The organism is Streptomyces sp. NPDC052101, from assembly GCF_040680235.1.
Lineage (GTDB): Bacteria > Actinomycetota > Actinomycetes > Streptomycetales > Streptomycetaceae > Streptomyces.
This window is the reverse complement of record NZ_JBFAWH010000014.1, coordinates 125,171-149,131: the sequence shown is the minus strand read 5'-3', so window position 1 is coordinate 149,131 and position 23,961 is coordinate 125,171. Positions and strand designations below refer to the sequence as shown.

17 protein-coding genes and 1 pseudogene are annotated in these 23,961 nt (G+C 69.4%); 9 read left to right on the top strand and 9 right to left on the bottom strand.

The features are described from left to right. Positions 1-321: 321 nt before the first annotated feature. Positions 322-1,290 carry an NADP-dependent oxidoreductase gene (locus tag AB0L75_RS24940; RefSeq protein ID WP_365184612.1) on the bottom strand — a complete coding sequence of 323 codons (969 nt, stop codon included), beginning with the start codon at positions 1,288-1,290 and terminating at the stop codon, positions 322-324. Between the two features lie 128 nt (positions 1,291-1,418). On the opposite strand from AB0L75_RS24940, the gene AB0L75_RS24935 reads away from it, so the two are divergent. The 3 genes from AB0L75_RS24935 (at position 1,419) to AB0L75_RS24925 (ending at position 4,510) form a co-directional block, all read left to right on the top strand. Then, on the top strand, positions 1,419-2,399 hold the full coding sequence (locus tag AB0L75_RS24935; protein ID WP_365184609.1) for a helix-turn-helix domain-containing protein: 981 nt from the start codon (positions 1,419-1,421) through the stop codon (positions 2,397-2,399). Between the two features lie 60 nt (positions 2,400-2,459). Continuing rightward, the gene (locus tag AB0L75_RS24930; RefSeq protein WP_365184606.1) at positions 2,460-2,666 is read left to right on the top strand and encodes a transposase; all 207 of its coding nucleotides are present in this window, start codon (positions 2,460-2,462) and stop codon (positions 2,664-2,666) included. A gap of 416 nt (positions 2,667-3,082) precedes the next feature. Further along, entirely contained in the window at positions 3,083-4,510 is a 1,428-nt protein-coding gene (locus AB0L75_RS24925) for an alkaline phosphatase family protein (RefSeq protein ID WP_365184603.1), read from the top strand. Between the two features lie 141 nt (positions 4,511-4,651). Here AB0L75_RS24925 and AB0L75_RS24920 read toward each other — a convergent pair. Beyond that, a pseudogene (locus AB0L75_RS24920) lies at positions 4,652-4,784 on the bottom strand (IS5/IS1182 family transposase); the annotation flags it as partial. Positions 4,785-4,958: 174 nt separating this feature from the next. Then, on the bottom strand, positions 4,959-5,624 hold the full coding sequence (locus tag AB0L75_RS24915; protein ID WP_365184600.1) for a TetR/AcrR family transcriptional regulator: 666 nt from the start codon (positions 5,622-5,624) through the stop codon (positions 4,959-4,961). 869 nt (positions 5,625-6,493) lie between these two features. Here AB0L75_RS24915 and AB0L75_RS24910 point away from each other — a divergent pair. From AB0L75_RS24910 to AB0L75_RS24900, 3 genes are all read left to right on the top strand, one after another. After that, positions 6,494-7,696, top strand: coding sequence for an RICIN domain-containing protein (locus AB0L75_RS24910; protein ID WP_365184597.1), 1,203 nt, complete (start codon positions 6,494-6,496; stop codon positions 7,694-7,696). A 778-nt stretch (positions 7,697-8,474) separates the two neighbouring features. Continuing rightward, positions 8,475-9,392 (top strand): alpha/beta hydrolase, encoded by a 918-nt coding sequence (locus tag AB0L75_RS24905; protein WP_365184594.1) that lies wholly within the window; start codon positions 8,475-8,477, stop codon positions 9,390-9,392. A 305-nt stretch (positions 9,393-9,697) separates the two neighbouring features. Next, on the top strand, positions 9,698-11,419 hold the full coding sequence (locus AB0L75_RS24900; RefSeq protein ID WP_365184591.1) for an APC family permease: 1,722 nt from the start codon (positions 9,698-9,700) through the stop codon (positions 11,417-11,419). Here the strand turns inward: AB0L75_RS24900 and AB0L75_RS24895 are convergent. From AB0L75_RS24895 to AB0L75_RS24875, 5 genes are all read right to left on the bottom strand, one after another. Then, positions 11,400-13,121, bottom strand: coding sequence for a hypothetical protein (locus tag AB0L75_RS24895; protein WP_365184589.1), 1,722 nt, complete (start codon positions 13,119-13,121; stop codon positions 11,400-11,402). The genes AB0L75_RS24900 and AB0L75_RS24895 overlap by 20 nt on opposite strands. Further along, on the bottom strand, positions 13,118-14,092 hold the full coding sequence (locus AB0L75_RS24890) for a hypothetical protein (RefSeq protein WP_365184586.1): 975 nt from the start codon (positions 14,090-14,092) through the stop codon (positions 13,118-13,120). Before AB0L75_RS24890 ends, AB0L75_RS24895 begins: the two co-directional genes overlap by 4 nt. Positions 14,093-14,147: 55 nt before the next feature. Further along, positions 14,148-14,480 carry a hypothetical protein gene (locus tag AB0L75_RS24885; RefSeq protein ID WP_365184583.1) on the bottom strand — a complete coding sequence of 111 codons (333 nt, stop codon included), beginning with the start codon at positions 14,478-14,480 and terminating at the stop codon, positions 14,148-14,150. Between the two features lie 528 nt (positions 14,481-15,008). Then, entirely contained in the window at positions 15,009-16,478 is a 1,470-nt protein-coding gene (locus tag AB0L75_RS24880; RefSeq protein WP_365184580.1) for an aldehyde dehydrogenase family protein, read from the bottom strand. A gap of 144 nt (positions 16,479-16,622) precedes the next feature. Continuing rightward, positions 16,623-17,363 carry an aquaporin gene (locus AB0L75_RS24875; RefSeq protein WP_365184578.1) on the bottom strand — a complete coding sequence of 247 codons (741 nt, stop codon included), beginning with the start codon at positions 17,361-17,363 and terminating at the stop codon, positions 16,623-16,625. Positions 17,364-17,556: 193 nt separating this feature from the next. On the opposite strand from AB0L75_RS24875, the gene AB0L75_RS24870 reads away from it, so the two are divergent. Further along, positions 17,557-19,236: an IclR family transcriptional regulator C-terminal domain-containing protein gene (locus AB0L75_RS24870; RefSeq protein ID WP_365184575.1), complete on the top strand. Its 1,680-nt coding sequence runs from the start codon at positions 17,557-17,559 to the stop codon at positions 19,234-19,236. A gap of 55 nt (positions 19,237-19,291) precedes the next feature. Here AB0L75_RS24870 and AB0L75_RS24865 read toward each other — a convergent pair whose 3' ends face one another. Continuing rightward, the gene (locus AB0L75_RS24865) at positions 19,292-20,584 is read right to left on the bottom strand and encodes a glycoside hydrolase family 3 N-terminal domain-containing protein (RefSeq protein WP_365184572.1); all 1,293 of its coding nucleotides are present in this window, start codon (positions 20,582-20,584) and stop codon (positions 19,292-19,294) included. 295 nt (positions 20,585-20,879) lie between these two features. On the opposite strand from AB0L75_RS24865, the gene AB0L75_RS24860 reads away from it, so the two are divergent. Both AB0L75_RS24860 and AB0L75_RS24855 read left to right on the top strand, forming a co-directional pair. Beyond that, on the top strand, positions 20,880-22,169 hold the full coding sequence (locus AB0L75_RS24860) for a pyroglutamyl peptidase (RefSeq protein ID WP_365184569.1): 1,290 nt from the start codon (positions 20,880-20,882) through the stop codon (positions 22,167-22,169). 522 nt (positions 22,170-22,691) lie between these two features. Further along, entirely contained in the window at positions 22,692-23,534 is an 843-nt protein-coding gene (locus AB0L75_RS24855) for a LysR family transcriptional regulator (protein WP_365184567.1), read from the top strand. Positions 23,535-23,961: the final 427 nt, after the last annotated feature.

Genomic DNA, 23,961 nt, shown 5'->3' with positions numbered 1-23,961 from the left:
GCGGCCTGGTAATCCGCACCCGTAAGCCCTCGGCCACCGCGAGCGCGTGTTCCACCGTCATCGTCGGCGAGGCTGCAGCCACGCGCACCGGGCTTCGTGGGCGCCGACTGCGTGATGCATGTACGCAAGCATGGCGCTGAAGCACTCGCTCCGCCCAGGCGGCAAGGTGACATCGCCAACGGCGACAGGTCGCTAGCATCCAAAATCGGTAGGGAACAAGCAAGTGAGGTCGTTGGCTACTGCGTTTGAGGGTCGATGTCAGCCAGCGGTCACCATGAGTGCGGATGCTCAATGAAGGTCTCCACCTTGCGGCGGGGTGGGTCAGGGGGCAACGGCGAGGACGATCTTGCCGGTGGTGCGGCCGGTCTCACCCAGTGTGTGGGCCCGCGCCGCTTCTTCGAGGGGGAAGATCTCGTCGACGACGACACGCAGGCGTCCCTCCTCGACCAGGGAGGCGATCGCGCGCAACCCTGCATGGTCGGGCTCGACAAGCATGAACACCGCCCGCACTCCGGCCGCTTCGGCCTCCTTGGCGGGGAAGGTGTCGTCCGGCGGCAGGATCGAGACCAGCGTGCCGCCCGGCCGCAGTGTTCGCAGGGACCGGGCCCAGTTGGGGCCGCCCAGGGGATCCAGGACGACATCGACGTCGCGGAGGCTCTCGGCATGATCCTGAGTGCGGTAGTCGATCAGCTCGTCGGCGCCGAGCGAGCGCAACAGGTCGTGCTTGGAGGCGGTGGCCGTGCCGATGACGTACGCGCCGCGAGCCTTGGCGATCTGCACGGCCAGATGACCGACTCCTCCGGCGGCCGCGTGAATCAGGACGCGCTGGCCGGGCCGGACGTTCGCGGTGTCCACCAGGGCCTGCCAGGCGGTCAGTGAGGCCAGCGGCAGGGCGCCGGCCTGGATGTGGGTCAGGCCCTGGGGGCGCGGGGCGAAGTGCCGGGCCGGAGCGGCGACATACTCGGCATAGGCACCCGCCGGATGCGGGAAGCGCGGCATCCCGAACACCTCGTCGCCGGCCTGGAACAGTGTCACCCCGTCGCCGACCGCCTCGACCACACCAGCGACGTCGAAGCCGAGCGTGAACGGCGGCTTGGCGCCGTTGGCGAACACCCCCCGCTCGCGGGTCTTCCAGTCAGCCGGGTTCACGCCCGCCGCGTGCACTCGGACCAGGATCTCGCCCCGGGCTGGGACCGGCCGCTGCGTCTCGACGATCTTGAGGACGTCCGGTGCCCCGGCGATGTTCTGGGAGATGGCGCGCATGGTCGCGGAAGTAGTGGCCTGGTCCATATGACGTGCTCTTTTCAGCAGTGGGCTTCTTGTGGCGTGTGCCGGATTTCCTGGGCACGCCCTCAGACTCCCGCGCTGGACAGCCTCCCAATAGTGGCTTGATGGTCGCGGAATGAAAGGATCGGGCCATGCACCACATTGGCGTTCTGGCCCTGGATGGCGTAGTCCCCTTCGAGCTCGGCATCCCCGCACGGATCTTCGGCGCCGCCCGCGACGCCGTGGGCAACCAGCTCTACTCCGTGACCACGTGCAGCTTGGACGGCCGCCCCGTCCGAACCGAAGCCGACTATCAGCTCACCGTCTCCCACGATGCCTCCCTGCTGGCCACCGCCGATACCGTCGTCATCCCGCCCACTCACGCGCTGGGCCCCATCCGCGAGGAGGGCCGCCTGCCCGACACCCTGCGCAAGGCCCTGGCTGCCATCCGGCCCGGGACCCGGATCGTGGCGATCTGTACCGGCACGTATGTGCTGGCCGCTGCGGGACTGCTCGACGGCCGCCGCGCCACCACACACTGGCGCGAAGCCGACCGCCTGCAGCGCATGTTCACCTCTGTGCGCATCGACCCCGGCGTCCTCTTCATCGACGACGGTGAAATCCTCACCTCCGCCGGGGTAGCCGCCGGCATCGACCTGTGCCTGCACATCGTCCGCCGCGACCACGGCAGCGACATCGCCAATGAGGTCGCCCGCTCCTGCGTCGTACCGCCCTGGCGCGACGGCGGCCAGGCCCAGTACATCCGGCGCCCCGTCCCCGACCCCTCCGCCCCCGGCACCGCCCCCACGCAGGGATGGGTCATGGAGCGCCTCGCTGAACCCATCACGCTGGCTGACATGGCCGCCCACGCCAACGTCAGTGTGCGTACCTTCACCCGCCGCTTTCGCGACGAGGTCGGCACCAGCCCCGGCCAGTGGCTCATCCACCAGCGCGTCGACCTGGCCCGGCACCTGCTGGAGACCACTGATTGGCCCATCGACCTGATCGCCAGCCGCGCCGGATTCGGCACCGGTGTCTCCCTGCGCCATCACCTTCATGCCGCCATCGGGGTCACACCGCAGGCATACCGCCGCACCTTCCGTCCCACACTCGTCGGCGGTTCAGCCCAGTAGCCACGAGCAACCCGCTTGAGACGTGGATCTCGAGGATCTGAGAACGAACATCTCGTGGTCATGAAGCAGTACTCGCCGGAGCTCAAGGCGGATGCGGTCGCGCTCTGCCAGTCACGTCCCGGAGTGACGATCAGGCAGGTCGCCACCGATCTGAAAACCAATCCGGAGACACTGCGCACCTGGGTACGGGCGGCCGGGACAAGTCGGCCCCGGGACGGCGGGCCGGACTCCAGGAAGACGCCCCCCTCGTGGCCCTCAAGAACATGACGATCAGCGTGCGTTCGGTCGACGGCGCGCCTGCGGAGCCCGGCGGCTCGCCTCAGTAAGGGGGTACGGCGCCAGGACGGTAGCCAGAACAGAACGACGGTCCTGGCGCCTCTCAAGCGGCGTCGCTCCCTGCGTGAAGGCTCCGCTCGCGTGCGAGCAGCCGCACGGTTGCGCCTCGTACAGCCGTCGGACGAATCCATGTAGCAGCCACCGTTTCTCAACGCACGGCAACATCCGTGCAACACACGGGCGTTGAATATCACAGCTTGGCCAAGTTCTTCCCGCGCGTTGGTCACACGTTCACGGTGCTTGCCTGATGCGCCCCGTCTGCACGAGCGAACGATTGCTGGTGGCCCACCTTTCCCCCGGGCCGGCCGTCACTCCGGAGCGCCTGTCTCGCTCAAGAAAGGGCCATCATGGCTGAGTTGACACGCCGTAGACTGCTGGGTTCGGTCGCGGGCGCGCTGGGCGCCACCGCGGCCCTCTCCCTCCTCCCGCCAAGCATCCAGAAGGCCGTCGCCGCGGGGCCGCCCCAGCGCGGATCGTTGAGCGACATCGAGCACGTGGTCATGCTGATGCAGGAGAACCGCTCGTTCGACCACTACTTCGGCACCTTGTCGGGGGTCCGGGGCTTCAGCGACCCGGACGCCCTCAGGCTCGGCAACGGGCGTTCGGTCTTCTACCAGCCGGACACCAAGAACCCGAAGGGTTATCTGCTGCCCTTCCACCTCGACACCCACACGTCGAGCGCACAGGCCATCCCATCCACCAGCCACGCCTGGTCCGTGCAACACCAGGCCTGGAACGGCGGCAAGATGGACCAGTGGCTGCCCGCCCACCGCAGAGCCGACGGCGTCAACGGCCCCTATGTCATGGGCTACTACACGCGCGAGGACATCCCGTTCCAGTTCGCGCTCGCCGAGGCCTTCACCATCTGCGACAACTACTACTGCTCGGTGTTCGGACCGACGTGGCCCAATCGCCTGATGTGGATGACCGGCACGATCGACCCCGCCGGCACCCACGGCGGGCCGATCATCAGCAACGTCGCGCCCACACCGTATCGCTGGACGACGTACGCCGAACGACTCCAGGCGGCGGGCGTCAGCTGGAAGGTGTACCAGCAGGACGACGACTACGGCTGCAACCTGCTGGAGCAGTTCGCCACCTTCAAGAACGCGCGGCCCGGCTCCGAGCTGTACGAGCGGGGAGTACGCCCGCAGCCGGAGGGCACCTTCGAGGACGACGCCCGCAACGACCGTCTCCCGGCCGTGAGCTGGATCATTCCGACGGGTTTCCAGTCGGAGCACCCCGACTATCTCCCGGCGGCCGGCGCCGACTTCGTCGCCTCGAAGATCGAGGCCATCGCATCCAACCCTGCGGTGTGGCAAAAGACCGCCTTCGTCCTCAACTACGACGAGAACGACGGCCTGTTCGACCATGTGGTCCCGCCCACCCCGCCCGCGGGCACGGCGGACGAGTACATCCAGGGTCTGCCGATCGGTGGCGGCTTCCGCGTCCCCGCCATCATCATCTCGCCCTGGACCGTGGGTGGTTGGGTCGCCTCGGAGGCCTTTGACCACACCTCGGCCCTGCAGTTCCTGGAGCGGTTCACCGGGGTTGCGGAACCGAACATCAGCGAGTGGCGCCGCGCCACCTTCGGCGACCTCACAACCGCCTTCCGCTTCAGCGACGCCCGCCCGAACTCACCCCAGCTTCCCGACGACACCGCGGAGCAGTTGGAGAAAGCGAAGGAAGAGGTGGCGACTTTGCCGAAGCCGACGCTGCCCGGGGCGGACCAGACCTTCCCGCACCAGGAAAGCGGCCGCCGCCCGCACGTGTGACCCCTCCGAGCCCGTGCACCTTGTCATGTCTCTGGGCCCTCGCCGGGGCCCGGGGACGCACGTGCCTCGGGCAGGTCCAGCGAGTCGATTCGCTCTCCGTAGGACTCGGCTCATCACCTGTTGGCCAGTTGCACTCGCGTTCTTGCCAGCGTCAGTGCCCTGGGTGCTGGTGGGCACGCTTGGGGAGGTCTTAACTCTCTGTGCGTCGATGACGCACGCGGTTGGTTCGGCCTTGCGTCCCTCCTGCCACGGTGGCCAGCCGGTATGACAAGCGCGACTACATCGCCAACGGCACCCCGGCCGTTGCAGCGACGGTCATCCAGCTCCGAGACATCATCCAAGAGCCATGAGCAACGACCTGGCGCCACCCACAACGATGGAAGGGCGCGAGGGTATGCCGCGGTTGAGGTTCTGCGGAGGCTTCGGTCCCCGCGCGTGAAGGCGCCCGTCAATCGCTCCGCTTCTTCGTATGCGCGTCGCCCTCCCGTTCGCCGAACAGCACCTCGGCGGCGGACTCCCATGCCTGGACCAGGTCGACCGTCTCCGGCGCTCGCAGCCACTGGATCTGCAGGCCGTCCATCATCGCCACGATGTGCCGGGCAAGCGATTCGGGATGGTCGCTGATGTCCCTCGCCAGGGACGCGAAGGCGGCTATCGCTTGCTCTTGCCGCTTCACGAAGTAGGCGTGCGCCGGATGGCTTGGTGTCAGCGACTCGGCTTCAAGCACCGTGAAGAGCCGGACGAATTCCGGTTGCTCCGAGTTGCGCTGCACCGTCGCCGAGCACAACTGCCGCAGACCGACTCCGTCGGGGCCGCCGGCGGACCACTCGTCCGGGATCTCGTCCTCACCGACGCCGAGGTGCGCGCGAAGCGATCGGGCATCCTCGACATCCCGGTGTTCCAGCACGGCGATGAGCAAGCCGGTCTTGGACCCGACATGGCGCAGCACACCCGGAACGGTGAGCCCGCACCGATCGGCCACGTCCTGCATCGACAGTCCCCAGAAGCCGCGATCTGCGATAAGTGCGGAGGTTGCGTCGATGATCTGGCGCCGTCGCTCGGCGGCTGGCAGTCGTGGCCGGTCGCGCCGGTACGAGGGCGCCCCCTCAGCCATGTTCGCCAAGACCTTTCCGTCGGGCGTCACCGTCGTTCCGGGACAGCGCTGCGGGACAGTAAGTTCCCCGAGCAATGGTCAGTATTACACGGGAAGACAGCCTGATGGCCCAGGAGTTGATCCACACCACGGCCGCGGCGTGCCCCGTGTGCAGCACAACAGCACAACCCTTCGTCCAGTCGCCGGCCGATGTCGGACATCACCCGCTTCCACTCCCGGGGCGAAGGCCGCCAGTGGCTACCAGGGCGAATTAGTTAGTAGCTACTAGCTAGTGACTTGACTGAGACGGCACCCTAGCCCCGCCCGGACGCGTCGGCAAGGGGTGCGTCCACGTCGCACGGGAAGCGGTGTGGCGACCATGACGATCCGCCAGAGGTCTTGTCTGGCCCGTGAGTTCAAGGGGTGCCGAGGTTGGACGCGTCGCAGTGCGAGGGCGAGGCAACGCCCGTGCGCCGCCAAGGGGACGTCGACTCGAAAGCGCAGAACGTTCCGCTGAGGCTCCGCCATCGACAAGGCCGCTCCGGCAGCCGCCTGTTCGAGACCGCCCCTTCCGTGCTCGTCAGGAGCATCTTGCGTTGGCTTCACAAAGTGAACGGATGCAGACCGCTTGACAGTCGGTCAACCTCGCTGGCTTCATGTGTCGCGGCGTGAGTGAGCTGGGCGAGTTCACACGCCGCCTACTGGTCCCGCCTCACGGCGGCACCGATCCACCGTTTTGGCGCAATCCCTTCTCATTTCATTTCCGGAAGGTTCCGGCGTCGGCGCTCCGCAATATGGGAGCGCTCCCAAAGCGTCGCTCCCCACTCTCCGGATCCATCCCCCACGGCCCGGGTGCCCCACAAGCCGCCTTGGCCATCGAAAGGATTCCCATGACCAGATCGAGCCCGAAGCCTCGCAATGGAGCTGCGGCGGTCGCGGCAGTCGTGGCTGCCCTGTTCCTGGTTGCCCTCACCCTGGCCGGCGCCTCGCCGGCATCCGCGAACACGACCCTCTGCGGCAAGACCGACAGCATGAAGGTCTCGGGCGGCAAGTACATCGTCCAGAACAACGAGTGGGGTGACTCGATCCCCCAGTGCATCGATGTGTCGGACGACGGCTTCAAGGTCACCACCGGCTGGCACGACGTGGGCACCAGCGGCGCTCCGGCAGCGTATCCGTCGATCTACGCCGGTTGCCACTACGGCAACTGCACCAGCGGGAACGGCCTGCCGCTGCAAGTGTCGGCGTTCGGCAACCCGCAGTCCAGCGTTGACTTCTCGACCGCCGACGGCCAGTGGGACGCCTCGTACGACATCTGGTTCGACACCAACTCCAACCCGTCGGGCCAGAACAACGGCGAGGAGATGATGATCTGGGCCAACCACTCCGGATCGCCCAGGCCGTTCGGCACCAAGGTCGGGACGGTGTGGATCGAGGGCGCCAACTGGGATGTCTGGTACGGCCGTCAGGGCGCCGGCATCTCCTGGAACACCGTCTCCTACGTCCGCCAGCAGCCCACCAACGCGATCACGGTGAACATCAAGGACTTCACCAACGACTCGATCAGCCGCAGCTACCTGTCGTCGGCGTGGTACATGACCAGCGTGCAGTTCGGCTTCGAGCCTTGGGTCGGCGGCCCCGGACTGGCTGTGAACTCCTTCTCCTTCGACTCCAATGGCTCCGGGGGCGGTGGTGGCGGTGGTACGTCCGGCACGGTCGCCGGTCAGCAGAGCGGCCGCTGCCTGGACCTGAAGGACTGGGGCACGGCCGACGGCACCCCCGTCCAGCTGTGGGACTGCGGAACCGGCTGGAACCAGAAGTGGACGCGGACCGACGGCACCCTGGTCAACCCGCAGACCGGCAAGTGCCTCGACGTGGCTGCCGGTTCCACGGCCAACGGCGCCAAGGTGCAGCTCTGGTCTTGCAACGGCACCGGCGCCCAGCAGTGGCAGTTCAACGCCAACGGCACCGTCACCAACCCCCGGTCCGGGAAATGCCTGGACGCCGACGGCTCCGGCAATGGCGCGCTGCTGCAGATATGGGACTGCTACGGCGGCGGCACACAGCCCAACCAGGTCTGGACACAGAAGTAGCACCGTCCCTGCGTGGCAGGGCTCGGCGCCTGACACGCAGGACCGGCAGCTGCCGCCTGGGGACCCGCACCACCGCGTGGTGCACCGCAGGCGACAGCTGCCGTACCCAGAGGTGTTTCACAAGGAGTCGTGCTGCGGAGCGCCGGGGCAGATGTCCCAGCGTCCTGCCGTGTCAGGTCACCCTCCCGGTCTCCCGCCTCCAGTGAGCCCGACAGCGACGGCCGGCGCCCCACGACGGTAACGCGGCTGCGGGGCGCCGTCCCGGACACAACTCCGGCACGTCCCCGTCCTCGTCACCCAGCACCCCCTCGGCCGGCACAAGCGCCAGTCCGACCGCCACCACCAAGGCCACCTCACCGACCAGCGCCTCCGCCTCCCCGACCCCGAAAGCACAGCAGTCCCATGGAGGCCACCGCTACGGCTCCTGACAGCCACGCCCGCCCTCGCATCGCCCAGCCATGCAGCCGCACAGCCGCACAGCTCATGATCAGCACTCCCCTGCACCCAGCACTCCCCATACACCCGGCGGAGTAGTCACGATGGCTCCCCCCGAAGGATGACCGAGGGTGTGCCATGGGCGATGCTGTGAGCTGTGACTGCTGATCTTCGCCAAGCCGGAGCCGGGGCCGGAGATGGAGACGGGGACGGGGACGGGGACGGGGGCGCCCCACCGGCATCCGCTCCGACGTCGCCCCCTGCCGAACGTGCGCACCGGCCACGCCGTTCCCGGCTGCGGCGGTGGCTGCGGCGCGCCGCGCTGGGCTGTGCCGTCCTGCTGGTGGTCGTCACAGCGGCCTCGCTCGTCTACAACGGCGTCACGGCCGGGCGTGCCGCGCCGCCGCGGGGGCTCCGGTACGTGCAGGCCGCCGACATCCGCACGCGCTACCAGACCTGGGGTACGGCGGGCCCGCCGGTCGTCCTGGTGCACGGCGCCTTCGAATCCGTGGACACCTGGTCGCGCCTTGCCCCGCTGCTCGCCCGCGACCACCGGGTGTACGCGCTCGACCTGACGGGCGACGGATACAGCGAGCGCCACGGCCCCTACACCGTCGACCATTTCACCCGGCAGCTCCTGGGTTTCCTCGACGCCATGCACCTCGGCGGTCCCGGCGAGCGCCCGCTGTTGGTGGGGCACTCCAGTGGAGCCGCCGCGGTCACCGAGGCGGCGTTGCGGGCCCCTGGTCGACTGGGAGGCGTGATGCTCCTCGACGGCGACGCCCTCGACACGGGTGCCGGGCCGCCGCCCGCCCTCAAGTACGTGCTGATCGACCCGTACCGCACCACCCTGCTGCGGCTCGGGCTCGGCATCGATGCGGTGATCCGCAGCGTGTACGACGCACAGTGCGGGCCTGCATGTCCGCGCCTGGACGCCGCCGGTCTGGATCAGTGGCGACGCCCGCTCCGCGTGCCGGGCGCGGAGAACGCGCTCTGGAGCATGCTGGCCGCCGGTGTGCCGGGTCTGCCCGCGGACCAGGTGGCCCGGCTCGCCGGGGTGCGCCTGCCCAAGTCGGTGGTATTCGGTGCCCAGGACGACGTGTTCACGCGGCAGACCCCGCAGGAGACCGCCCGGCGCATCGGCGCACCACCTGCGACGCTCATCCCGGGCGCCCGGCACCTGACGATGATCTCCAGCCCTGAGGCGGTCGCGACGGCCGTGGACAGACTCACGGCGGCATCGGTCGCGGCATCTCGGTAACCCCGCCGCTGCCCCGGGGCGTACGTCAAGGGCACCCTCGACTCCGACCTGCAGCAGTACCCGGTCGAGATCGCAGGCCCCGCCCTGCAGTCTTCGACGCCGCGTTCGTCACCATGCCGGTATCGGCGGTCAGCCGGGGCGGCATCGACATGGTCAGTTCCACGCCGACCACGACGGTGAGCGGCAGGAACGCCGGGCTCGTGCGTATCTGTTCGCAAACGCCGTTTCCTCGGCCCCCTCCGACCAGTACCCTGTTCGCCACTGTGCGTGAGGATCTGCCGATGCTACGCGGGGGAACAGGGCGGATGAGTGTCCGGGAATTGAAGCCTGAGGGCCGGCAGCCGGTGCGAGCCGAGGACGAGGACGAGCAGCGGCGACTGTCGGTGTTCCACCTCGTCGGCCTGGCGGCGGGGGGCATGATCGGTTCTGGCTGGCTGCTGGGCGCGGACGACGCGTTCCGCCGGGCCGGTTCGGACGCCTACCTGGCCTGGGTGTTCGGCGGCCTGCTCATGCTGCTCATCGCTGCGGTCATGGTCGAGTTGGGCACCGTCGCCCCCAAGACCGGCGGGCTGATATTCCTGCCGTTGCAGAGCAGCGGCGCGCTGGTGGCGACGGTGGTCGCGGCCGGCCTGTGGATCTTCTACGCGATCAACCTCTCCAGTGAGGCCGTCGCGATGACGAGGGGCCTGTCCTGGAAGGTCCACGGGCTCCTGGACCCCTCCCAGGCGCTCACCCTCAAAGGCTGGGGCTACGCGCTGCTGTTCATGGCGGTGATCTCCGCGGTGAACCTTGCGACCCCGCGGATCTTCTTCAGGATCAACTCCTGGCTGACGGTGGTGAAGGTCATCGTCCCGGTCCTGACCGTCGCACTGCTGATCGCGGCCGGCTTCGACCACCACAGTCCCCACGCGAGTGGCGGCGGCACAGGGAAAGGCGCCGGCGCCGCATTGGCAGCGGTCGTCGGCAGCGGCGTGATCTTCGCCTACGTCGGCTTCCAGGGACCGCTGGACTTCGCCGGGAACATCAAGCGATGGGGACGAGGAATCGGCGAGGCGGCCCGGCTTCGTAGGGCGGTCTTCGGAACGATCATCGGGGCGATGATCCTGTACATATCGCTTCAGGTCGTCTTCACGAAGTATCAGGCGTCCTACTGGAGTCCGGCCGACATCGAGCCGTCGCCCTATGCCCAGTTCGCCTTCGCACTCTCCCTGTGGTGGCTCGGGTGGCTGCTCAGGATCGGCGCCGTGATCTCACCCATGGGCGCGGGACTCGTCTTCGCCCATGCGCTCACCCGCGAGGTGGCAGCGCTCAGCCGGGCCCATCTCACCCACCGCGGGCTGCAGACCGCCCGCAAGGCCTCCCTGAAGCGGCGGTACGACGTGTACTGGCTGGTCCTGGTCGTCGACTTCTTCGTCGCGGGCGTCGCGTTGCTGGCGGTCGGCGGCAGCTGGAGTTCTCTCGTCGCGATCACCGGAGTCCTGACGCTGGTCGTCTACGCCGTCCCGGGCGTCGTCCTCGTGTCGCTCCGCGACCACCTGACCGGCTGGTCCCACCTGAGGCGCGGCGTCCGCGAGGTCCTGGCGCGGACCGGTTTCGCCCTGATCGCGCTGATCCTCTACGGGGCGGGCTGGGCCCCCCTGTGGCGAGGCATGGCGACCCTCACGGTGGGCTGCGCCCTGCTGCTGTGCCTGCCGATCCTCGCCCGGTGGCTGCCCGCCTTCGGCCGGATGTACGACGCCAAGGTGCACGTGACACTGTTGCGGCACTGGCGCACCAGTCCCGCCGCCCAGGCTGGGCTCTGGCTGATCGGCCATCTCGCGGTGCTGACGCTGCTGACACTGCTGGGCGATTCCTCGGTCGGAGTCCTCCCCCATCTCCTCGGGGGCTTCCTGGCCGTCGCCGCGGCGCTCGCGGCCTTCGAGGGCCTGGTCAGCGCGTCCAGACGTCACATGGCCGAAGTGGCGCCCATGCTGCCGACTCCGGGCACCGGCCGCCCCGCCGCGGCCGCTAACGCAGCGAACGAATGACCTCCGTGGCCTCCGCCTCGAATCCCCTGCCGCGCAGCTCCTCGACCGCCTCCTCCCGGCGGTTCGTGTCGGACCAGCGGCCCACCGTGGCACGGAGCAGGAAGTACCTGTCCTCTTCCTCCATCGTGCTGGTGCGCAGCCGGTCGACGACCAGAGCCACGCCCTGAGGGGTGACGCGCTGCTCGTTCTCCAGGCATCGTTCGAGCAGGTCCCAGCCGTCGCGGGGCAGATCTGCACCGTACAGGCAGGCGGCGATCTCGGCGATGACCGCACCCGACCCCGGGCGCACCCCGACGGAGTGGGACGGGTCCGCCAGTTCCTTGCAGGCCAGATCGACGGCCTCGGCGCGGCCATGGCCCCGCAGCCCTCTGACGTAGTCGACGAAGAGCCCGGCGTCGGCGCCCTGTTCGAGGACACGCGCGGCCAGTCTCTGGGCGATCGTCTGCGCCACACGGTTGCGGTCCCTCGGCCGCTCGATCCTGACCAGCAGAACGGCCATGTCGGTTCCGGAACGGCCGTCCGTGTGCGCCGCGGCGGCGATGCGCAGCAATCTCCTGCATTCCGGCTGGGCGTTGAAGTTGCCCAGTACCGTGTCCAGGTAGTCGAGTTCCACCGGCGAGCGGGGCCCGGCCGCTCGCGCCGTCCCCCTGGCCACGATCTCGGCGAGCAGGTCCTTGGTCGTCCTGGTGAGGGCCTCTGAGCGGTGCCAGGCGATGACGATCTCCGCCAGGTGCTCCACGTTGTCGCGCGACGCGGCGTGCTCGCGGATCAGGACGCACTTCTCCGAGGACCCCTGTCTGGCCAACTGGCCGCAGATTTCCGCGATGTCGTGCTGGGACAGCCGTTTGCCGACATGCTCCACGAGTGTGTCCGGGCTGTCTGTCCGGGTGGCGATCAGATGGGCGACGATCCGTCTTGTCTCGGGTACGTGATCCGGAATCCGCAACTGTGCGTCGACCCACTCCTCCAGGATCCGCTCGGAGGGACTGAGCTGGTGGAGCGCGCCGGCGAGATCCTGGAACTCCCTGGGAATCGTGTACGAGGCCTGCAACGGCACGTCCACCTGCTCGGTGATCGCGACGAGGGTCTGACGGAGGAGTTCGGCGGCCTCTTCCCCGCACTTCTCATCACGCAGCGCGATGTAGAGGAGGGCCTTGTCGAGATTGGTCCGACCCGAACTCGGTGTGGTGAACACGCGCAGCGTCCTGTCCACCAGCTCGCTCTTTCCGGCGCCACGGCACTCCCGGACGAAGACAGCGACGTCGAGTACCGTCCGCTGGCAAGCGATGTCATGGATGACGCCGTCCGTCAGCCGCGGGTACCGGCCATCATTCGCACGCTCGGCATCCCATTGCCGAATGGCGAGTTCCGCGGCATGGATGATGTTCCGGCTCAGCGCCGCCGTGGCCACCATGTTGACGGCGTCCCGGTAGTCGAAACTCACCGCGCATTCGATGAGCCGGTCGATGGTGCTGAGCATGGCGAACGCGTGCAGGGCCCTGATCGCGTTGGCGGGCCGGGGCCTCTCGCTGCTCTCGGTGACGGGCTGCTCGCCCTCCCGCATGGCCTGCATGCGCTCCCTGAAGGCGGCGACCGAGCACTTGGTCACCCATTCATAGCCGAAGCGCCATGGCTCCGTCGCACCGTCATCCTCGGAACGTCTGGCCACGCCGGAGCCCGCGGCCTTCTGGCCCTCCGTCATACGCGCAGTGCTTTCTCCACCTGGTTCCAGTAGCGGGCGAAGGCATGGGGCGAGTTGAACGCCTGGTTGGCCCTGACGTCGATGTGCCGCGCGAGATGCCGGCTGGCCTCATCCGGCCTGGAGCTGAGCAGAGCGACCACGTCGCCGGTCTTCCGCTCGTCCTTCAGCAGTTCATCGAGGCGGGAGCCCCGGTCCATCATCAACGTCTTGACCCAGTCCGCAGGCTCGACCGGGAGTTGCGGGACCGGGTCGCGCTTCTTCAGCTCCATCTGGTTGGTGAAGAGCGGGGTGCCGTCACGGGCGTCGTTCAGCGACATCCTCGGTACCTGGTGCTGGGCACCTGTGCAGTTCTCCATCTCCTTCTTCACCGCCTCCCGCAGGAGGCCGATGGTGAGCTGGTGATTGTGGTCCTTCGTGCCATCCTGCAGTATGTGCAGCAGATGCCCGCTGAACGGTGTGCACTTCGAGAGATTCCCCGGCAGGGCCGAACAACCGTCAGCAGGCGCGAAATTGGCATTCTTGACGGCCGTGAACACACAGGTGCCCTCGTCCAGCGCGCCCAGGACTCCGGGAAGAACGGGCTCCTCCCCCAGCTGAGGCAGCAGGTTCGAGTAACAGCAGTCGGCGATCAGAACCTTCAGCCTCGCCCTGGCCTTGCGCATGACGCGGTAGACATACCAACTGGAAAGCCAGGTCCATGGCTTGTCCCGGTAGGACGAGCCCACGGAGAAATGGACCTGCGCGCCGGGAACGTCACTCCAGTACTGGCCGTGGCCGACATACACCACCAGGAAGATGTCGTCGGGCCCCGTCTCGTCCGCGGCTTCCTGCAACGCCCTCATCACGCCGTCAGCCGTCTGGACCTCGTCCTCGGTCAGGACCCGGCAGCAGTCGGTACCCCACATCTCGTCGCCCGCGAGGACCTCGCCGTACATACGCGCGCTCGCACCGATCGGAGGATGACCTTCCATCCCCGAACTGACGGCGTACCTCGCCGGTCCTATCACCACCGCACGAGAGGCCATCTCAGCCGTCCAGCCCTTCCGCCGTCGGCTCCGCTGCCAAGTCGGGTACGGACTGGGTGCCGACCGAAGTCTCGGGCGGATCCAGCCGCTCACCGCGCCATCGTTCGACAACCCTCTTCGCGGCGTCCACCGCGGCAGACACGGCCATCTCGGTCGCCTTGCCGACCACGGCCACGAGGACGATCTCGACGATGCCGCCGGTCAGCACCTTGCCCTCGTCGACGGCTGACGAACGCCACGACAGACCGGTCTCCGCCTCCAGCTCGTCAAGCATCCGGTCCGGATCGTCCAGGCCGGTCGGCCCTTTGACGGTCACCGAGATCCTCGTAGCCATGCCAACGCCCCCGCCCCGATCCCAGGTCTACAGCCAGGACGCCGAAACCGGTTCCGCAGTTCCCGTGTCGACGCCTATACCAGCGTACTCACCGCGGCAAGAAGCCGCCCCGGCCGCGGGTATGCCCGCGGGCTGAACCAGCGCGGCCACCTTGCACCCCACGACCCGCCACGCCACGCCACGCCACGCCACGCCCTCAACGACCGTAAACCGCCAAGTTGACGCCGCCACCACGCCGACGCACCACCATCCTCGCGCTGCACATCGGGGGCGCGGAGATCCACGTGATCTATCCGGGGCACCCGAGCGGACGTCAAGCAGTCGCGGGCCTTCTTCGTGGACTTCTGGACCATAGGGTTCACGGATCGCCGCCGTGGACACCTTCACCGCCGCCACCGTCGGCTCGGTCGCGGTGTCCCTCCCCACCGACGCCACCATCGACTTCCCGTGATCCGCCCGGTGGGACCGTCGTCCCCTGCTCGCCGATGCCGGGTGCGCACCAGCACGCCCGGTATCGGCTGTCGCGGCTCAGAACGGGAAGTGGGCGTGACCGCGGGCCTGAGCCGTGACCCAGCGGATGTCGGTGAACGCCTCGACGCCGGGCTGGCCGCCGAAGCGGCCGTAGCCGGAGTCCTTCACCCCGCCGAACGGGGCCTGGGGTTCGTCGGCGATCGACTGGTCGTTGATGTGGACGATCCCGGTGCGCAGCCGGGAGGCGACCTCGAGACCTGCGCGCAGATCCTCCGTGATGACTCCGGCGGTCAGCCCGTAGGGGGTGTCGTTGGCGAGGGCGACCGCTTCGTCGGCGCTGTCGACCACGTGCACCACGGTGACCGGGCCGAAGGTCTCGTCGTAGTAGATCTTCATGTCCTTGGTGACCCCGGTGAGCACCACCGGGCGGATCAGGGTGTCAGGCCCCTCGGGCCGGCCGGTGCCCGCGGCGAGGGCCGCTCCCCGGGCGAGGGCGTCCTCGACAAGTGCGGTGATGCGCTGTGCCGCACGGGAGTTGACGACGGGCCCGATGGCGGTGGCGGCGTCAGAAGGGTCGCCGCAGTTCAGCTGCGTTAGCCGGGCGGCGAATTTCGCGGTGAACTTCTCGGCGAGCGAGCGGTGGACGATGATCCGGTCCAGACACATGCAGATCTGGCCGGAGTTCATGAAGGAGCCGAAGACGGCCGCGTCCACGGCGTAGTCGACGTCCGCGTCCTCCAGGACCACCAGGGCGTTCTTACCGCCGAGTTCGAGGACTGCGGGCTTGAGGTGCTGGGCGGCCTGGACTCCGATGGCCCGGCCCACCTCGGTCGAGCCGGTGAAGTTGACCATGCGCACCCGCGGGTCCGCGATGAGCGCGCCGACCACGTCGGCGGCGTCCGCCCGGTCGTTGGTGACGACGTTGAGCACGCCCGCAGGCAGTCCGGCCTCGTGCAGGACGTCGGCGATGAGCAGGCCGCAGGCGATCGGGGCGTCCTCGCTGGGTTTCATCACGACGGTGTTGCCGACGGCGAGCGGCAGCGCGACCGCGCGCACTCCGAGGATCACGGGTGCGTTCCACGGTGAGATGGCGGCGACGACGCCCTTGGGGACACGTGTCTGGGCGGAGATGACTCCGTCGGCGTCGGTCGCGAGCAACTGGCCGGTGGGCCGGCTGACGGCGGCGGCCGCCTCCAGCAGGATGTCGGCGGCGAGCCGGGCGTTGAAGGCCGCCCATGGGGCGGTGCCGCCGACTTCACCGGCCATGATCCGCACGATGTCGTAGCTTCGGTCGGCCATCAGCCGGGCCGCCTCGAGGAAGATCTGCCGGCGGGTGGCGGGCTTGGTGGCCGCCCACTGCGCGAAGGCGGCGTCGGCGGCGTCCACCGCCCGGGTCACGTCCTGGACGGTTGCGGCGGCGACCTCGGTGTACACCTCTCCGGTCCAGGGATTGGTGTCGGGGGTGGTGCGGGCGGAAGAGGCGGGAACCTCGCGGCCGTTGATGATCAGGCCTCGGGTGGCGGACACGGGCTGCTCCGGTTCAGGTAGGTCGGACGCTCATGCGGTCAGGCGGTGGGTCGGTTGGCTGGTCGTGCGGGTCGGCTGGGCGAGAGCCGGGCTGCCGGACGCGAAAGAGGTCGGTCGGGTCGTGGGGGGGTCGGGCGGAGGACGTCAGGTCGTGGCCGGCTGGGCGGTGGCCGGGCCGCTGGTACGCAGGGCGCGGTGGGCGAGGCCCGCGAGGAGACCGGCGACGAGGGGTGAGAGCAGGTAGATCCACAGGTGCGCGTACTGGCCGGAGAGCAGTGCGGGGCCGAAGGCGCGGGCCGGGTTGATGTTCGCGCCGGTGACTGTGCCGAGCGAGGCGATGACGAGGCCCACTCCCATCGCGATGACGGCGGGGATCAGTGCGTGCAGCCGGGGGTGGCCCATCACCACGGCGACGGCCGCGAGGATGACCACGAGTGCGGCGGTCTCGATGAGGAACAGAGCCGTCGTACCGATGCCGGGGGCTGGGGCGACCACGGCGTAGTGCATCCGGCCGACGGGGGCGCCCCACACCAGCCGGGCGAGGGCGGGACCGCTGACGGAGCCGGCCAGCTGGGCTGCGATGTAGGGCAGGACGGTGCGGGCCGGAAAGAGGCCGTCCGCCCAGAGCAAGACGGTGACGGCGGGGTTGAAGTGGCCGCCTGAGGCGCGGCCGGTCGGGGCGTACATGAGTGCGGCGAGCAGCAGGGCCACGACGGCTCCGGCCGTGCCGAGCATGAGGTGGGGGTCTTTGATCGCCAGGGGCGAGTCCGGCAGGGCGAGCACACGGACCAGGCTGACCACGCCGAAGAAGAGAACGGTGGTCGACAGGAACTCGTAGCCGGTGCGGCGGGCGAGGTCCACCCGGCTACGGGAGGAAGAACTCATGGCTGTCCTCGGGAGTTGGGGTCGGGCCGGCGGATGCGTTCACGACCAGGCGTTCGCATTTTTTCTCTGAGTGAACTTTCGTTCGTTCAGCGTGAGGCTTGAGTCTGCGACGTCTGTGCGGCCCTGTCAACGCTCGGTAGCGTTCTCCTGCGAGAACGATCAGTACGGAGCAGAAACGGGAGCGGCGCCGGCGATGGCAGGACAGGCAAGGGCCACCAGCAGCGACACCGGGGAGGCCGGGGTGGGTACGGAGGCGGAGGGCCCGCTGGCGCGCGGCCTGGCCGTGTTGGAGGCGGTCGCCCGCTCCGCCGAGCCGGTGCGGGCGGCCGACCTGGCCAGGACGACCGGCCTGGCGCGTTCCGCGGTGGACCGGCTGGCCGCGACGGCGGTTCACCTCGGTTACCTGCGCGCCGCGGGCCGTGAGCTGGAAGCGGCCCCGCGGCTGATGGAGTTCGGCAACGCCTATCTGCGCGCCGCGGGCCTGCCCGACGCCGCCCAGCCCCACCTGGACGCCCTGGCCCGCACGCTGGACGAATCCGTGTCGCTGATCGCGACGGACGGCTGCGACATGCGCATCGTGGCCCGCGCGATCCCCCCGGAGCGGGTGATTCCGCTGGGGTTCCGGGTCGGAGACCTGCTGCCCGCGGACCGCTGCGCCGCCGGCGCCGTCCTCGCCGGCGTCTGGGCACCCGAGCAGCACGCGGCCTGGCGGGCGCACCGCGCCGCCGACCCGCTGGATGACGGCTACCCGGCTCTTCCCCCACGCGCCGCACGCCCCGGCCAGGCGGATGAGGCGGAGTTCGCCGCCTGGATCAGCGAGGCGCACGGGCAGGGCTGGGCCCTGGACGACCAGATCGCCGCCCCGGGTCTGGTCGCCCTGTCCGTTCCCGTCCCCGGCCCCGACGGCAGCCCCCGGTACGCGCTGAGCGTGCTCGCCCACACGAGCCGGTGGAGTGCGCAGGCGCTACGCGACCACGGTCTGGCTCATCTGGCCCGCACGGCACGGGAGATGGGCGGCGCTCTCGCTGCCGAGCGGCCGGCGGCGCAGGGGCCCGCGCCGTCGGCGTACACCGACGCCAAGACGGAACTCGGTCCCCTGTTCCTCCAGGCTCTGGCCCGCGGGCTCGCCGTGCTCATCGCGCTCGGCGGCGCACGCGGCGGCCTCACCCTCAACGACGCGGCGCAGGCCGCCGGGCTGTCGTACCAGAGCACCCGCCGCAACCTGCTCACCCTGCTGCGTCTGGGTTACGTCGAACAGTGCGGGCGGCATTACCTCCCCGCCCCGCGCACGCTCGGTCTCGGCTACGCCCCGCTGTCCGGTCTGGGCCTGGCGGACATCGCGCGTCCGCATCTGGCCGCGCTCGCCCGCCAGGTCCGGGAGTCCGCGTCCGTCGCCGTACTCGACGAGGCGGAGGTGCGCTATCTGGCTCGCTCCGCCACCCAGCAGGTCACGAGCGTCGCCATCCACCCGGGTGTCCGGCTGCCCGCCTACGCCACCTCCATGGGTCGTGTCCTGGTGGCGGACCTGCCCCGCGCGGAGCAGGAGCGGCTGCTCGCCCAGCTCCCTCCGCGCCCGCTGACCCCCTTCACCCGGACCTCGCACCGCGAACTCCTCGGCGTCTTCGAGCAGGTGCGGCAGGACGGCTGCGCGCTGGTCGAGCAGGAACTGGAGACGGGCCTTCGCTCCATGGCGGTCCCGCTGCACGATGTGCGAGGCAGGGCCGTCGCCGCCGTCAACCTCGCCCTGCACGCGGGCCCGGAGACCCCCGAGCAGTCTCGTGAACGTCTGCTTCCTTCTCTGCTGTCCGCCGCAGGGGCGATCGAGGCGGATCTGGCCGCGGTCTTCGCTTTCTCACCGGTCCGCAGCGACTGAGACACCTCCCCAGGCGGTGCGGCCGCACTCCCCAGGCGTTGCGGCCGCCGCGGTGTCAGCGGCCGCAACGCAGAAGTCCGGCCGCCTGCTTGGCCGCAAGGACACGCCGTACGCTCTGCTCCACGTGCGCCCGCAGTGCCGGCTCGTCGCCCAGGGCGGCAAGGACGGCAGAGGTCATGGTCGGGATGTGGCCGGAGTTCACGCTCAGCACGAGGTCGCCGCCGGCACGCAGGAAGGCCAGTGCGCGTCGGCCCGGGGGTATGGCCTTGACCGCTGCCGCGTTGCCGAGGTCGTCGGAGATGACGACTCCGTCGAATCCGAGTTCCTTCCGCAGCATGTCCTGGATCACGACAGACGAGAAGGCCGCCTGGTGCGCGGGATCGATCCGGGTGTACGTCGCCAGGGAGATCATGACGAACCGGGCGCCGGCCGTGACGCCTTCGCGGAAGGCGGTCAGGCCGTCGGAGGCGCGGTCGGTGGTGGTGTCCGTGACCTGGACAGTGGTGTCGGTGTTGCCCCGGACACCGCCCAGGCCGGGAAAGTGCTTGAGGGTGGTGAGCACGCCGGCTTGGCGGAAACCCTTGACGAAGGCGGCATCGTGACCGCGGACGGCCTCGGCGGTGGAGCCGAACTGGCGGTCGTAACGTCCGATCGGGCCGTTGGCCCGCCCCAGGTCAGAGGCGACGACGTCAGCGACGGGGGCGAGGTCGAGACGGATGCCCGCACGGCGCAGTTCGCCCGCCCAGACGGCCGCGTTCCGTTGCAGCCGCGGCCCGCTGAAATCGCCCTGGGCGAGCGCGCTGGGGATGTCGGTGAAGCCCGGCCCGCGCAGTGGCTGTACCTGACCGCCCTCCTGGTCGGTGGAGACCAGAGGGGCGATGCGGTGGGCGCCCACGTCCAGGGCGAGCTGGTCCGCGCGGTCCGTCACGGCGCGCACCGCCGGCATGCCCGCGGTGGTCGGTCCCATCAGGATCACCGAGCCGACATGGTGGCGGCGCAGCACGGTCAGACTTGCCTGCGCGCTCCCGTCGGTGCCGCCGGCGACGTGGACCCCTCCCATGAACAGCTGACCCACCTTCTGGGCGGGCGACATCCGCGAGAGGATCCGGTCGACACAGGCCGCCGCCGGGCCGGGGGACGGGGTGGACCGTCCGGTGTCCTGCCGTGCCGCAGTGCCGCCCTCTTCGGCCCGATCCCCCGCTCCCGCCGCCGGTGAGGCCGGGGCCGGCGGATGGGCCTGGGTGGTGCAGCCGAAGAGCAGCACGGCGCAGGCCGCTGCCGGAACGGCGCCGAGACGGCGTGCGAAGCCCCTCCCCCGCCTGCGCAGGAAAGTCGTTGTCTGCCTCATGATGGCACCTCTCGTGTGGTTGGTCCCGGCTGCTCGGTCCGGGCAGCGCCTCGTGCATATGAGTGGCGCGGCGGGCGGGAGGAGTTCGCAGGACGCCGCGTGATGTGAGCAACTCGCACGAGGCCGACGGCCCGTCCACGGGGGCCGACCAGGGTCGCCGCAGCCGTGAAAAGCACACTGTCCTGGCCGAACCGGCAGGAGGTGTCCGATCCGGCGGCAACGGGCAGGGGAGGCTGGCACGCTCGTGGCGTTCGTCGGGGCCGACCATCCGGACCCCCTGCCCGAAAGGTGAACAGTGAATCGTCTTCTTGGTGTCGGAACAGTCATCCTGCTCGCGAGCACACCGCTTACGGCAACCTCCCCCGCGTCCGCTTCGGACCGCCTCGGATGCACCTTCTTACCGAGCGTCCACGGCACCATCGAAGAACAGCGGCTCTCGCATCCCATACCGCAGCAGCTCCTGCGCGGCAGCGAGTTGCAGGAGACGGTGGCGGACTTCACCCGGAGTCTGTGTGCCACGCGCTCGGTGGGTCAGGCCAGGACCGTGATGAGGGACCACGGACACCGGCTGTGGAAGGCGGCCGTCCGGCGCGCTCAGCAGCCCACCGCGGACCAGCAGGCCGCGGGCACGCTCAGCCACGACGATGACAGGCCCCTGTACTGGGCCCGCCTGAGCATGACCCTGGCCCTCAGGCAGTGGAACCCCGCCTTCACCGTGTCCTCGGCACAACGCGGGGCCCTGCTGGAGCTGTTGGAGCGCACCTCACGCGGCCAGGACACCATCTCCTTCGGCAAGGACACCGGAGTCAAACGGATCCTGCTCACCGGGTTCGACCCCTTCGACCTCGACTCGGACAGCCGCACCTCCAATCCCTCCGGCGCCGTCGCCCTGGCACTGGACGGCGTCACGGTGCAGACCCCGTCCGGGCCGGCCCGTATCGAGACAGCCGTTTTCCCAGTGCGCTGGCAGGACTTCGCCGACGGGACCGTGGAGCGGACGCTGGCCTCTCACTTTCGGCCCGGTCCGCAGCAGGTGGACATGTTCGCCACCGTGAGCCAAGGCCGGCCGGACCGCTTCGACATCGAGCGCTGGAACGGCGCATGGCGCGGCGGGTACCAGGACAACGACAACCTCTCCAGCACGGGGACGATCCCCATCCCGGCGGGCCTCCCCACGGTGCTCCCACAGCCGCAGTGGACGCACACCACGCTGCCCTACCAGGCCATCGTGCAGGCCGCGACGGGCCGGTTCCCCGTGTACGACCACACCCAGGTCACCGAGATCCCGGCGGGCGGCACCGAGCCGGTGGTACGCCCGAACGGACCGACGCCCGGTTCGGTGGCACGCGAGGGCGGTGGCGGTGACTACCTGTCCAACGAGATCGCCTACCGCGCCACCCTCCTGCGCGACGCGCTCGACCCGCACATCCCCGGCGGCCACATCCACACCCCCGTGCTGGAGTTCGGTGCCGGCAACAGCACAGACCTGAGCGACCCGACGTTCCTGCGCAACCGCCGGGACATCGTGGCCCAGACACGGGCCATCGTGGAGGCGGCAGCGGCCACTCTCGGCACCCGCCGGTAGCGAGCGGGACCGGTGTCCCTGGTGCGCTGCGCTCGGCGCACCAGGGACACCACGACGGCTACGACGTCGAGTTCGCTCCGGCGGCCATCGACGGGGTGCCTGGTCGGTAGGCGTGCGACACCCCGGTAACTGGCCCGCCCGGGATGCGTGTCACACCCCTCAGTCTCCAGTTCCTCTTGGCAACTCACCCATCTGTGTGGAAAGTTGAATGCCACCAGCACGATGGGCCGACCGCACGAAGGGACGGATTTCCCCTCCCCCTGCGGCGGCGGGATGACGGTGGGCGCGGGCGAGGCGCTCATCCGGCCGCGTGCGGCGTACCGGCCGGTGCACACCGACCGGGGGGACTGGCGTCCCCCTGCGCCCAATACCGTGCTGCGGTCCTGAAGCGGCGCATTGGCCTGGATCCACAACTGCCGGTCCCGGAGCCCCGCCCTAGGCAGATCCCTGGATGCGCTACGTTAGGAGAACGTTGGTTCTCGCTGAAGGGTTCCGGCCATGAAACATGGAGCAGATCTCGGCATGCTCCGCACATTCCTGTGCGTCTACCGATGTGGGGGCGTTGCCAAAGCCGCAGGCCTGCTCGGGCTGTCCCAGCCAGCCGTATCGCGCCATCTGAAAGCGCTGGAAGGCGCCACAGGCCGGGCGCTCTTCAACCGCCTGGGGCGCGGGGTCTCCCCGACCCAGGCGGGCGACCTGCTGGCCGCTCAGATAGCCACGCACCTGGACGCCCTGGAGGACGCGGTCGACACCCTCGTCCCCTCCAGCATGAAGGCTCCGATACTGCTGGGAGCGCCCGGCGATCTACTCTCCGTCCATGTCCTGCCCAAACTGGCCCCCTTGCTGGCGCAGGGTGTCGACGTCCACTGCCGTATCGGTCTCTCCCCCGAGCTGGCCCAGACGCTCCTCCACGACGAGCTGGACCTCGTCGTGGTGACGAAGATCGAACACGCCCCCACCCGCCAGCTTCATCTGCGGCATCTGTGCGAGGAGGAGTTCGTCCTGGTGGGCCGCACGGGAGAGGCGCCGTACGGGCCCGAGGACGACACACGTCGCTTCATCGGCTACTCCCCCGCCATGCCCATGGCACGGCGCTACTTCCGCATGTGCTGGGGCATTGAGCCGCCCGCGCCCGCGTTGACGGTCGCCGACCTTCGGACCGTGGTGGCCGCCGTCGCGGCGGGGGCCGGACTGAGTGTCGTACCGCGCTACCTCGCCCAGGAGGACCTGAACGCCGGCAGGCTCAGCGTGCTGCACACGCCGCTCACTCCGGTGAGCAACTCGATCTACCTGGCCACCCGCCGAGGCCGGGAACACCTGCCCCAGATCAAGGCGACGTTCGAACTCCTCTGCCAGGCAGCGTGACCACGACACGGTCGTACGTGACCGTCGCCATGTGAGTTGAGCATGAGTGGGCGCCTACGGCCACCAGAACGGCAACCCACGGTCGTCGGCGACATCCTGTACGTGGCGCGGGTGTCGACCGTGCGCATGATGACCGTCCACATCGCCCTGGGCACCCGGTTCCCCTCCTATGCCACCGCCATGGGGGGTGTTCTGGTGTCCGGTCTGGACCCCGCCGGGCAGGAGCGTGTCCTCGCCGCCTCCGAGCTGCGGGGCGTGCACCGGGCACGCCGTCACCCTCTTCGGTACGATGCACATCACCTGACCCCGGCCGGCCGGAGGGCCTTGAAGTCCGCAGCAACCTCAAGTCCCTGTCCGCGCCGCCCTGCCCACCCGAAGCCAGCCGTCGCGCCCGGCGATTCACTCGTAGATGGTGCGGCACCACACA

What these genes read in the sequence shown, in the direction of transcription:
- AB0L75_RS24940 (WP_365184612.1), bottom strand. Translation starts at nt 1,290, where the DNA reads ATGGACCAGGCCACTACTTCCGCGACCATGCGCGCCATCTCCCAGAAC.
- AB0L75_RS24935 (WP_365184609.1), top strand. Translation starts at nt 1,419, where the DNA reads ATGCACCACATTGGCGTTCTGGCCCTGGATGGCGTAGTCCCCTTCGAG.
- AB0L75_RS24930 (WP_365184606.1), top strand. Translation starts at nt 2,460, where the DNA reads ATGAAGCAGTACTCGCCGGAGCTCAAGGCGGATGCGGTCGCGCTCTGC.
- AB0L75_RS24925 (WP_365184603.1), top strand. Translation starts at nt 3,083, where the DNA reads ATGGCTGAGTTGACACGCCGTAGACTGCTGGGTTCGGTCGCGGGCGCG.
- AB0L75_RS24915 (WP_365184600.1), bottom strand. Translation starts at nt 5,624, where the DNA reads ATGGCTGAGGGGGCGCCCTCGTACCGGCGCGACCGGCCACGACTGCCA.
- AB0L75_RS24910 (WP_365184597.1), top strand. Translation starts at nt 6,494, where the DNA reads ATGACCAGATCGAGCCCGAAGCCTCGCAATGGAGCTGCGGCGGTCGCG.
- AB0L75_RS24900 (WP_365184591.1), top strand. Translation starts at nt 9,698, where the DNA reads ATGAGTGTCCGGGAATTGAAGCCTGAGGGCCGGCAGCCGGTGCGAGCC.
- AB0L75_RS24895 (WP_365184589.1), bottom strand. Translation starts at nt 13,121, where the DNA reads ATGACGGAGGGCCAGAAGGCCGCGGGCTCCGGCGTGGCCAGACGTTCC.
- AB0L75_RS24890 (WP_365184586.1), bottom strand. Translation starts at nt 14,092, where the DNA reads ATGGAAGGTCATCCTCCGATCGGTGCGAGCGCGCGTATGTACGGCGAG.
- AB0L75_RS24885 (WP_365184583.1), bottom strand. Translation starts at nt 14,480, where the DNA reads ATGGCTACGAGGATCTCGGTGACCGTCAAAGGGCCGACCGGCCTGGAC.
- AB0L75_RS24875 (WP_365184578.1), bottom strand. Translation starts at nt 17,363, where the DNA reads ATGAGTTCTTCCTCCCGTAGCCGGGTGGACCTCGCCCGCCGCACCGGC.
- AB0L75_RS24870 (WP_365184575.1), top strand. Translation starts at nt 17,557, where the DNA reads ATGGCAGGACAGGCAAGGGCCACCAGCAGCGACACCGGGGAGGCCGGG.
- AB0L75_RS24865 (WP_365184572.1), bottom strand. Translation starts at nt 20,584, where the DNA reads ATGAGGCAGACAACGACTTTCCTGCGCAGGCGGGGGAGGGGCTTCGCA.
- AB0L75_RS24855 (WP_365184567.1), top strand. Translation starts at nt 22,692, where the DNA reads ATGCTCCGCACATTCCTGTGCGTCTACCGATGTGGGGGCGTTGCCAAA.